11 protein-coding genes are annotated in these 11,494 nt (G+C 40.7%); 8 read left to right on the top strand and 3 right to left on the bottom strand.

The window, feature by feature from the left end:
• Nucleotides 1–15 precede the first annotated feature (15 nt).
• From JW841_05295 to JW841_05280, 4 genes are all read left to right on the top strand, one after another.
• Nucleotides 16–252 (top strand): hypothetical protein, encoded by a 237-nt coding sequence (locus JW841_05295; protein MBN1960340.1) that lies wholly within the window; start codon nucleotides 16–18, stop codon nucleotides 250–252.
• A complete protein-coding gene (locus tag JW841_05290) occupies nucleotides 253–465 on the top strand; it encodes a hypothetical protein (protein MBN1960339.1) in 213 nt (70 codons plus the stop codon).
• A 132-nt stretch (nucleotides 466–597) separates the two neighbouring features.
• A complete protein-coding gene (locus JW841_05285) occupies nucleotides 598–882 on the top strand; it encodes a DUF1778 domain-containing protein (GenBank protein ID MBN1960338.1) in 285 nt (94 codons plus the stop codon).
• Nucleotides 875–1,387: a GNAT family N-acetyltransferase gene (locus tag JW841_05280; protein MBN1960337.1), complete on the top strand. Its 513-nt coding sequence runs from the start codon at nucleotides 875–877 to the stop codon at nucleotides 1,385–1,387. The genes JW841_05285 and JW841_05280 overlap by 8 nt, the downstream gene beginning before the upstream one ends.
• Nucleotides 1,388–1,655: 268 nt before the next feature.
• Here JW841_05280 and JW841_05275 read toward each other — a convergent pair whose 3' ends face one another.
• Both JW841_05275 and JW841_05270 read right to left on the bottom strand, forming a co-directional pair.
• Entirely contained in the window at nucleotides 1,656–2,774 is a 1,119-nt protein-coding gene (locus JW841_05275; protein MBN1960336.1) for a hypothetical protein, read from the bottom strand.
• Nucleotides 2,775–2,777: 3 nt separating this feature from the next.
• A complete protein-coding gene (locus JW841_05270; protein ID MBN1960335.1) occupies nucleotides 2,778–3,929 on the bottom strand; it encodes a KamA family radical SAM protein in 1,152 nt (383 codons plus the stop codon).
• Nucleotides 3,930–4,098: 169 nt separating this feature from the next.
• On the opposite strand from JW841_05270, the gene JW841_05265 reads away from it, so the two are divergent.
• From JW841_05265 to JW841_05255, 3 genes are all read left to right on the top strand, one after another.
• Entirely contained in the window at nucleotides 4,099–4,764 is a 666-nt protein-coding gene (locus JW841_05265) for a hypothetical protein (GenBank protein MBN1960334.1), read from the top strand.
• A gap of 143 nt (nucleotides 4,765–4,907) precedes the next feature.
• The gene (locus JW841_05260) at nucleotides 4,908–5,213 is read left to right on the top strand and encodes a hypothetical protein (GenBank protein MBN1960333.1); all 306 of its coding nucleotides are present in this window, start codon (nucleotides 4,908–4,910) and stop codon (nucleotides 5,211–5,213) included.
• A gap of 135 nt (nucleotides 5,214–5,348) precedes the next feature.
• A complete protein-coding gene (locus JW841_05255; GenBank protein ID MBN1960332.1) occupies nucleotides 5,349–9,746 on the top strand; it encodes a CoA activase in 4,398 nt (1,465 codons plus the stop codon).
• 5 nt (nucleotides 9,747–9,751) lie between these two features.
• Here the strand turns inward: JW841_05255 and JW841_05250 are convergent, their stop codons facing one another.
• Nucleotides 9,752–10,771 (bottom strand): site-2 protease family protein, encoded by a 1,020-nt coding sequence (locus JW841_05250; GenBank protein MBN1960331.1) that lies wholly within the window; start codon nucleotides 10,769–10,771, stop codon nucleotides 9,752–9,754.
• 79 nt (nucleotides 10,772–10,850) lie between these two features.
• Between JW841_05250 and JW841_05245 the strand changes: the two genes are divergently transcribed.
• Nucleotides 10,851–11,366, top strand: coding sequence for a hypothetical protein (locus JW841_05245; protein MBN1960330.1), 516 nt, complete (start codon nucleotides 10,851–10,853; stop codon nucleotides 11,364–11,366).
• Nucleotides 11,367–11,494: the final 128 nt, after the last annotated feature.

The raw sequence follows: 11,494 nt of genomic DNA, 5'->3' as shown, positions 1-11,494 counted from the left end.
TGACCTAGCGCGATAATGAGCAACGTTTTGAGCGAAATAAAACAACAACAAATTTTAGCACTTGGTCGTCTCGGCTGGTCATTACGCCGTATTGAAAGAGAAACCGGTGTAAGAAGAGAAACAGCATCAGCTTATCTTCAAGCTGCTGGTATCCCTATCCGTAAATCTGGGTGGCGAGGTCGTTTAAAGAAACCACTACCAGCGCTAACAAACTTACAACCACAAGCTCTAAAATCAAAAGCGGCCATATAGGTGATCACTGACTCTAACAGTGATTTAGAGCCACCAAAGTCATCGTGTCCGCACAAAACCAGCAAGTTCGTGCCTTATCACGATTTCATTGCAGAGAGTTTGCAAAAAGGACGCAACGCCAAAGCTATTTGGCACGACCTGGTTGATGATCATGGTTTTAGTGGCGCTTATCCTAGTGTTCTTCGCTACGTAAAAACAATACGGGGCTCATAGGGCTCATAGAGGGCTCATAGGGAGGCTCATAGGGACACTGTTTTATAAACTACGCTGCCCATTATTCCTGAATATATTTAATGAATATATTAAATTATTGACTAACTGGTGCCAAAATGGCACCATGTACACATGCCACACATTATTGAAGAACCCCGAACAAGGATTACGGCTCGTGTTTCAGACAATGTTCGTATGACACTCGAACAAGCGGCTGAACTTCTGGGTGCAACCGTTAATCAGTTTATGGTACAAGCTGCGTATCAGGAAGCACAACGTATATTAGAGCGTGAAGCGCTTATTCAGTTATCGCAAAAAGATGCTAAAAAAGTTTTATTTTTGCTCGACCATCCACCAAAGCCTAACAAGCGTCTTAAGGATGCGGTTAAAGTTTTTAAAGGCATGAAGCGTGCTTAAAATCGAAGCGCTAGCGGATTCTCATGATCGAGCTGGATTTGAGTGTGGAAGCGAACCACTCAATGTGTATCTACAACAAACTGCAAAGCAACGCGCACGCAGGGGCATTTCAAAAACATTTGTTTTAGTGGATGAGGACGCGCTAAACCCAAAGCCTATTCTAGGCTTCTTTTCTCTCAATCTTTGCCAGATAAAATCGGTGTCGCTTTCGTCAGACCAAGCCAAAAAGCTGCCTCGCGATGTGGCTGGGGTAAGGCTTGGTCGGTTAGCAGTCGCTAAAACCTGCCAAAAGCAAGGCTTCGGCAAAACCTTGCTGGTTGCGGCCATGGAAAAATTTCTCGAAATTTTTAACAAGGCTGGCGGGATAGGTCTGTTTGTAGATGCTAAAGACCAAGAGGCTAAACGCTATTATGAGCAATTTGGGTTTGTTTCTCTACCATCAAATGAATTACAACTTTTTTTACCAGTGGCAACTATTCAAGACGCATTGACTTCAAAGACTTAAAAAATAAAACCCATATTAATGCAACCACGCCACCGCAATCTAATAACAATTATCAAAGCGCGGTTAATTACATTAAAAAACAATATCGCAAATGTTTTGCTATGCTTGATGAAATAGCGCATTGGTGCGAAAATTATCGCGATGATGCTATGGCTTAGTGAAAGTAATTGTTATAAATTATATTTAGAAGAAAAGATAGGTTAGTATTGCACATGTATGAGAATATACTTAAGCTATTACTGCATTACCGGCTATTTTAATCGGTAAATTAATTATAAATATTTGCCTCAAGAATAGCCGTGCCGCTAATATGTTTGGTCGTTTTGTTCTCTTTAATAATGTCTAATTGATAATCGCCAAAATAACGCAAGCAATATGGTTTGGCGTAAAAAATGCGAATCGCAGTACGTACCGGCCAAGAGATTTCACTTAAAACATCAACCGCATCAAGAAAACGGCTTTGCTTGATAGTTCCTTGTATTTTATAATTACCACCTGCGGCAGATATTGTGATGGTGGTGGGATATTCATAGTCAGAATTAGGCTCACGTCGCATTTTTTGAGGTAGATATTGAAAAGAATTTAACGAAACTAGATCATATTTTTTATTGTTGCCATGGTGCACCACGAATAAACCTGTTTGCACTCGCATATTATTATACTCATCACTTAGTTTTTGATCATACAATATCAAGGTTAATTCTGGGGAGAAGATTCTTAATGTTTGCCAGCGTTTTAAAAGCGTCGGAAGTTTTTCAGTACCCCAGCTATGATCATGTTGCGCAAGTCCTGCAAGGTTGGCGGTAATATTTTGTGCATGCAAAGAACCGGCAGCACGCGCTCTTGGAGTATTTAGGCCAAGTGCGAAAAATTTTTTATCGGGTAGTTTAATTTGACCGTTACCAAATTGATGCGCCGGTAATTCTGGAGTTAGTATAAGATCTAAGCCCAACTCTGCTTCGTCAACCCAGAGATGATAATTACCGTTTTGTTTATAGATGTGTGAACGTCCAATTTGAATATCAAACCCTGTTTTTGCGGTGCGAATATGTTTACATGAATACTCTTGGTGGCATTTTGCAAATTTGCCTTTGCTGTCATAATAAGCGATGTCATATCCAGCATCGAAAGTATTAAGTCCGAGATTAGTGATATATACTGTGGCGATTAACAAACCACCATCATTAGTATGAACGATAAAGAACCAACTTTCGTTATAGTCGCCATTGTCTTTATAATTTTGATGCCATTTTTGTGCCTGGTCATCGATGGTACTTCCAGGTCCGGAGATAAAAGCTTTTACTAATAGTGCTTTTGCAGCGCCTATCGAGATAGTTAATAAACTAAAAATAGTTATTGCTATAAAAAAAAGGCCTAACCGCAACACTAATTATCCCTCTTCATAACTAAAGTGGTGTCCTTCATAGTTATTAAAAACTAAAGTTTTACCTTTATGACTTACAAGATAGTTATTACTTAAGTCTACTTTGCCGCCACCACCGGGCAAATCAACAACATAGTGTGGCACCGCCAAACCACTGGTGTGGCCACGTAAGGCAGCAAGAATTTTAAGACCGCTAGAAATAGGTGTGCGAAAATGGGCAATACCTTGGGCTAAGTCAGCTTGAAAAATATAATAAGGACGACAGCGATGACGTAGTAACCAATGATTTAATTTGGTAACAATTGTTGGATCGTCATTAATACCTTTAAGTAAAACCATTTGATTGCCGGTAACACAACCAGCATTAGCTAATTGCTCTAAGGCTTGTGCTGCTTCATTGGTGCATTCACTAGGATGGTTAAAGTGGGTATTAACATAAATCGGATGGTACTTGGCAATTATGTCAGTAAGCTCTTTAGTAATTCGTTGAGGTAAAGTGACTGGCGTACGAGTGGCAAGGCGAATAATTTCTAGGTGTTCAATAGCACGTAAACTATGAAGCAAGCTATTTAGGCGATCATCATTTATAGTTAATGGGTCACCCCCAGAAATTAAAACATCGCGTACTTCATAGTGTCTTTTTAAATAATTAAGGGCTTCATGCAATTCAATAGTTTTCAGTGCTGAAGATGGATCGCCGACTTTACGTTTACGATTGCAATGGCGGCAATATACTGGGCAGTTGTGGGTCAGATATAACAAAGCGCGATCTTGATAACGATGGGTTAAGCCTGTAACCGGCATATGAGTTTCTTCTGCAAGAGGGTCTTCCAGCTCTTCCTGATTTATAATTAGTTCTTCAGTGCTGGGGATGGCTTGTCGTCTAATGGGGCACAAAGCTGCAGTAGTATTTATTAATGAAGCGTAATAAGGCGTTACCGCCAAAGCAAAAGGAACACGCTTACAAGCTTCAATTTCATTTGCACTTAGTTTGATTACTGTTGCTAAATCATTCGCATTGGTTAGACGATGACGCAATTGCCACTGCCAATCGTTCCATTTACTTAATGGTACATCAGCCCACGGGGCTGGGGGGTTTTTTGTTGCGCTAATGAGAATAATTGTCGTTTCTCCACTTTTATTTTTTTCTTTTGTCATCACTAATATTTGATTTTGGCAAGCTGATATACGCATGCCTTGACGCATTAATTTTTAAAGAGCAACATGACCACCTCGACATTTTTTAAAAGTTATGTAGGATTACAAACTACATAACCAAGGGAATTTTATGCGTTGCTTAATAAGTTTTTATAGTTGTTTAATGCTTATGTTTACATTGAGTTGTGGTGGTTTACCTCAATTTAGTGCCGACTTAGGTAAACAGGTCAAACATAACAAAACTATTCGTATACCTTATGCCAGTATTACTAGTTATTTCGGCTATATTGAGCCTGGCTCAGAAGCAGATGAGCTACGTGAAGGCAAAAAAATGTACTATTTGTATCTATGGATACCGGTAGTTGCTCCTGAAATTGGTGTACGAATGCTTTCGCCTGTAGCTGGTTTCACCAAGCCTGAAAAAGGCGATTTTATATCTAAGGCATACGCTAAAAAAGGTGTAGATGATGATACCAATTATTTCGACACTTGGGTGCGTGTTGAACGTTGCCTAACAGCACTTTCTCCCGGTGATATCACCAAACCATGTATGAAATGGGTGAACTTGGGCGATAATGATGATAGTGCCGAGATGCCGAAAAATCCAGGTGGCAATCAGTATAATTCTTTAATGCGAATTACTTCCACGCCAGATGATCCCCTTAAATCTATAGTGCGCGGTATGTATCGTATAGCTTTTACTACTTTTAAGCGTGGTGAAGTTAAGGGTTCGTTTTTAGCTCAAGTAGGTGCACCTATTGAGCTACCTAGAGTAGCAATAGCTAAAACCCCAGATGAACTATTTCAAAGCGTAACTGCATCAGAGGCTAACTAGTTAAATTAACAGGGTAAATTGATTTGTACAAAAAGGGCAGAGTGTTTTTTAGTACTATGCTCTTTTTATTATAAAAAGCTAAAATATTTGATTTGGCAACTTAGCATTGACTACTCAGCCCAGCATGCAGTATCGGCTAATTTATGCACCAAGCATCGACTTTATTTGCTGTAGCGGCATTAGTTTCTTCTGTTGTTTTATTGCTACTTTCAACGCAGCGTTTGATTGCTATTGTTGCGGTCATTGCAAGTTCTTTAGAAGTCGCATTAAATTTTCATGTCATTCGCATTTCAATTGGAAATTTCCCAATCAGTATTGCATTAGGTGCGACTTTGGCAGTTGTTGGGTGTATTTTATGGCTAGCAGCTGATCGCAAAATAGTTATTAGTGCAGCTACAGTAGTGGCACTCGTGGGCATAGCCCAGGTGGTTTCAACAATTTCATTCTAACGCAGTCTATAAGCGAAGCAAGATTACAAAAAAATTAGGGACACCCCCTAAATAGGCAGTAGTAGCATGGTTAAAAGCAACCGATTTTTTAATGAATCGGCAGTTGCAATTATGTTTTGCTCTCAGGGAGAAATTATGACCCGTTTCGTAGGAATAGATATCGGCGCCGAGAGCGTGAAAGTTGTTGAACTTGTTGGTGATAAAACTAAATTGCAATGGACTCGCAAAGAACTCCGCGAGCATAATAAACGCCCGGGTGAGGTGATCAGCGATATTCTTTCGCAATGGGATTTTGTCAATGTAAAAGGCGCCACTGTAACCGGACGCCTATCGCGTCAAATTGCGTTAACTCGTGTTCCACCCAAACAAGCTATTGCTGCCGGCTATCGTTATTTGCATGGCGATGAGCCTGGCACGGTTGTATCAATAGGTAGCCATGGCTTTTGTGTTGCTGAAATGCGAGATAGTGGCAATACCGTGTTTCGCGAAAACTCGCGCTGTTCTCAAGGTACCGGCAACTTTTTGCGGCAATTAACCGAACGTTTTAATGTAACTATTGAGCAGGCTGCTACTTTAGTTGACGGTGTTACTGATCCTGCGCCTCTTTCTGGGCGTTGTCCGGTCATTTTAAAGACAGATATGACCCATTTAGCTAATCTCGGTGAGTCACAAGCGAAAATTTTAGCAGGCCTATTTGATGCGGTTTGTGAGAATGTTCAGGTATTAATTAAACCATATGTAAGTCCACCTTTATTAATGCTTTGCGGAGGTGTTAGTCGCTCACAAAGAGTACGCGAGAATTTTCGTCATTTTTGTAAAATTCATGATATGGTTTTGCGTGATACTGAGCTTGATTACACTCTTTATCTTGAAGCCTTGGGTTGTGCATTAATAGCGGCCGAGAATACATCCCCAATAGTAGCCCTTGATTCATTGATCGTTAGAACGCACACATCAACTCTTGAGCGCTTACCGGCTCTGTCACTTTCTCTTAATCGAGTACAGCGGCAAACACGCCCATCACTTAACGCAGCCATAGATAGCTGTGATATATTAATTGGTCTAGATATCGGCTCAACGGGTTCAAAAGCTGTAGCTATCGCAATTCAATCACAACAAGTGTTATGGGAAAGTTATCAACGTACCAATGGTAACCCCGTGGGCGCTGCCATAAATTTGATTAGAGCATTTTGTGAAGGTGAAGCAGCTCATCATAAGGTAATGGGTTTTGGTGTTACTGGTAGCGGACGCGACATTGTTGGGTCTTTATTGACTACTTGTTACGGTCATGAAGCGGTTTACGTAATAAATGAAATTGCCGCCCATGCACAAGGTGCCCTGTTTTACGATAAACGCGTTGACACTATTTTTGAAATCGGTGGCCAAGATGCAAAGTATATCCGCCTTGATGAAGGTAGAGTTATTGATGCCGCAATGAATGAAGCCTGCAGTGCAGGGACAGGTTCATTTATTGAAGAGCAAGGAAAGCGTTTTGCTAATATCAAATCAGTTGCCGATTTAAGCGATGTAGCCATGCATGCAACCGATGGTGTTGCCTTAGGGCAGCACTGTTCCGTGTTTATGGCCGAAATTATTGATGAAGCTGTAGCGGCAGGTGTTGACGAAGACGCGATTATAGCCGGACTTTACGATGCAGTTATGCAAAATTACCTCAACCGGGTGAAAGGCTCGCGTTCAGTAGGTAACGTGATTTTCTGTCAAGGTATGCCGTTTGCCTCAGATGCCTTAGCGGCAGCAGTGGCGCGACAAACTCATGCTACGGTTATTATTCCGCCAAGCCCTGGAATGGTTGGTGCACTCGGTATTGCATTGCTGGCGCAAAAAGCTCAGGTAAAAAAGGCGATAGACCTTTCACGTTTTCTTAGTGCTAAACTAGTTAGCAAAGATACTTTTATTTGCAAATCAACAGTTGGCTGTGGTGGCACTGGTAATAAATGTCGCATTGATCGCATTTGTACCGAAGTAGGTAGTGAACGTCAGAATTTTAACTGGGGAGGTAGTTGCTCTCTTTACGACAAAGGAACACGTAAACGCAAATTGCCTAATCTTTCGCCAGACCCATTTAGGCAACGTGATAAGTTGATCGACGATATTGCTGCACGAGTTGGTAGGCATCAAGGTCGGCCAACAGTAGCTATGACCGATGAATTTCAACTCAAAGGGCTTTATCCTTTTTTTGCAACATTTATTGAAGCTCTTGGATTTAATATTATCACCCATCGTGGTGCAGACCGTAAAGCGCTTAAACGTGGTATTGCTGGGGGGAATGTCGCATTTTGTGCACCGATGCAGCAGTACCATGGTTTATTTGCACAGATGCTTGATAGCCTACCCGATTATGTTTTTACACCAATGATTCGGCATTTACCACGAGTAAAGAATGAGCCATTGGCGGTAACTTGCCCAGTGGTGCAAGCAGCACCTGATATGTTGGCTTTAGATTTAGCACCAAAACTTAAGGCCAAGCTTTGTTCTCCGGTTATTGATATTGGTTCGGGTAATCTTGATGCTGATGTACTGTTAGCAAGTTGTAGTGATACCGCTGCTGCTTTGGGTATTACGGATCAAACTACATGGAGGAGTGCCTATTATGCCGCACGAAAAGTGCAATTAGCATTTGATGCAAAATTGTTAGATTATGGCAAGCAGGCATTAGAATTTTGTGTGAAAAATGATATTATCCCTGTAGTTGTTTTAGGGCGAAATTATACTATATATAATCAAGTATTAAACTCCAATGTGCCTACCATTTTGCGCGAACAAGGAGTGTTAGCAATACCTATCGATTGTTATCCTATTGATGATGAAGTCCCGACTTTTCACGATATGTTTTGGGCTTATGGACAACGTATATTACGTGCGGCACATCAAATTAGAGATAAAGTCGGTATTTATAGCCTGTTTTGTTCAAACTATTCATGTGGCCCTGATAGTTTTACCATGCATTTTTACTCTTATATTATGGAGGGCAAGCCTTTTGCCATTATTGAAACTGATGGGCACTCAGGAGATGCCGGAACCAAAACACGTGTTGAAGCATTTTTACATTGTGTGCGTCAAGATTTTGAGTTTGCTTCTAAGGGTATTAAATGTAATAAGCAGCCAAAGCAACTGAAAAAAATTGAAGCACAGCGAGTTCGCCCACGAGAGCTTATCGGTAGTAATGAGATAGTTTTAATTCCACGCATGGGGCCAGGTGCCGAGCCGATAGCCGCAGCTTTGACTGGTTTTGGTATTCGCGCTGAAGCGCTACCACAACCTGATCGCGAGGCGCTTAATATTGGTCGTCGTTATACTTCTGGTAAAGAATGCGTGCCAATGACGATCACGCTAGGTAGTTTATTGCAGCGCATTGAACAAGAACGAGATTCGCAGCAGCGTTTCGCATTTCTTATGCCTGGATCACGCGGTCCGTGTCGCTTTGGCGCTTATAAAACGTTGCATAAAATTGTGCTTGAACGTTTGGGTTTAAATAAGCGTGTACGAGTATGGTCGCCACCTTTTAGCAATTATTTTGAAGATCTTCCAGGTGGTTTTACCGCTATTTGTTTCTCAACATTTATGGCGGCTGATTTATTATTGGCGGCATACCACGATGCTCGTCCGTCTGAGAGTCATCAAGGTGCTGCCCGTACAATATATAGTCGATATACTACTGAGCTAAATCAAGCTCTAAAAAGAATTGGCGCCGGTGATCTCTCAACTGCTCGAGTTTTAGCCGAAGTGGCATCTGGTCGTTTGTATGGTCTTACTGATTTACTCGCACGTGCCGCCGTAGAATTTGCACAAGTTAAAGAGAAGCGTGACCTTGCTGAGGTATTAGTTGTTGGTGAAATTTATGTTCGCTGTGATCCCTTTGCTAATGATTTTATCATTGATCGATTAGCCGAACGTGGTATTCGTGCGCGACTTGCACCGATGAATGAATGGATTGAATATTCTGACTTTGTTGGTTGGTTTGAGAATCTTAAAAGTGGAATAAACCAACGTATAGCCAGTATAATACGCAAACGTATTCAGTATTTATGCTATGCTACGGTCGCCCAACGGATGGGTTTTTCTCCTCAATTAACTGTTGAACAAGCACTTAATGCAGCATCACCATACGTACGCAAAAGGCTCGAAGTTGAGACCATACTAACATTAGGTGGTCCTATTCATGAATGGCGACATGGTCGCATTGATGCGGTGGTTAGCACCGGACCACTTGAGTGCATGCCTAACAAAATTGCAGAATCACAATATTTTCATGTCGCTGAACGTGAAGGCCTGCTTTCATTAAGTCTATCACTTAATGGTGATCCGGTTGACCAAGAGATCATTGACAATTTTGCTTATGAAGTTAAAGCGCGTCATAAACTACGTAAACAAGCATCACATGTGGTTATAAAACCTGCTCCAGCTTGGGCTGCAGCTCGATCGGCAGTTTACGCTATAAGAAAACCGCTAAGAAAATTGGCTTCTTTAATGCCTTTTCCGTTGCCATTTGTACGACGTGCTGAGGATGAATAATTTTTTTAAAGGAGATCACGCACTGATATAACCAAAATAAGGCCTAATAATAATATTAAACCAATACCATGCACCCAACCTTCTACTAAATTATTATTCGGTTTACGCCGTAGTGATTCGATACCAAGAAAAACTAGACGACTGCCATCAAGTGAGGGGATGGGTGCTAAATTAAGGATAAATAATACAATTGACAGGGTAGCTAACGTTTCAAAAAACTGGGTTAGGCTGCGTTTTGCCTGCGCGGATAAGGTTTTTACAATACCTGGAATGCCCGAGAGATGCCCTTCTTGGCTACCAGTAATTACTCCCCATAAAAGGCTTGCTTGATTAGCAGTAAGTTTTGCAGTCGCTACGATACCAGCAGCTATGCCATCAAAAAAACCATAAGTAACTAATTTAGCGGCTGGTTGTATGCCGATAATTCCGTATTCACCATTGCTACTGGCTTTAGGGGTAACCGCAACTGTAAAACTTTTGCCTTGGCGGATATAAACAAACGGTACAGTCTTTTCAGGATATTTACGAACTTCTTGCACTAAAGATTCCCAATCATTTACCACAACCCCATTAATCTCAGTAATACGATCACCAGCTTGTATGCCAGCTTTGCCGGCAGCCATTTCTGACTCAACCACACCTAATTCAGTAGTTGGATTAGAATAATCGCGTAAACCTACTGCAATAGCTAAAATCGTAAGGCAGAGAGCGGCAATTATCCAATTAGTAACCGGACCTGCAGCTAGCATTATGGCGCGCTGCCAACGTGGCTTATCATTATATCCCCGACCATCATTTTGCTGTTCTTCCTCTGGTCCCATGCCTTGGACTTGTACATAACCACCAAAGGGTATAACGGCTAACTGCCATATAGTTTCGCCTATTTGATGTTTTAGTAGTGTTGGGCCAAAACCAATAGAAAATTTAATGACCCGCATGCCAGCAAAACGCGCAGCTAAATAGTGCCCGAGTTCATGAAATATAATTAATAGTGAAATGCCGATAATAGTGATAAAAGTAGTCATGCGGTATTGATTATTACTTTTGAGCGCAATTAGGCAACTGTGTGATTAAAAAAAATTACTACCTACTAGGTCATTATCAATGAATCGATATTTTATGGTGGTTTCAGTTATTTTATGGTCTGTAGCTGTTTCAGCAAAAACTAATAGTCAGTGGCAAAAAATATTAAGCGACAAAATCGACAAGGTTTGTGAAGCATCGCTTTACGGCGAGAATCAAGAAATTATGCAAGACCAAGGTAAAGCTCATATTCAATGTGGTACACATGCTGTGTTGCAAGTTTCTTGTGATGATAATAAAATATATCATTTGTATTTTTTTGAAGGGCAAAAGTTAAAAGAATATGCTTTCAATTTAAAACCCAATAAAAGAAAACATGATTATATTAAATATATAGGGAAACTCGAAAATTATGATTTTATTTTTAAGCACACAGTTAATAGTGGTATGATAGTGCTTTTGCAAAGTGATGACATTATTTTAGGTCAAACTGACTTAAAAACAAATAATTTTAGTATAGTACAAAAAATCCCATATTCTGTGCATTGCAACTCCGCAACAAAATGCACTAAAAAACCTACTGTTCTAAAACCATAAATATAGATTTTAAGAACAGTTACTGATTATCCACCGTCTTAAGGCTGACTCTTAGTCTCATTTTTCACTTTTATCGGAATTGGATTCCTACTTTCGTAGGAATGACGAGGAGTTAAGTAAAACTCTCT

Source organism: Deltaproteobacteria bacterium, from assembly GCA_016931625.1.
Lineage (GTDB): Bacteria > Myxococcota > XYA12-FULL-58-9 > XYA12-FULL-58-9 > JAFGEK01 > JAFGEK01.
Note: the sequence above shows the minus strand (reverse complement) of the source record. Positions and strands in the feature narration are given on the sequence as shown.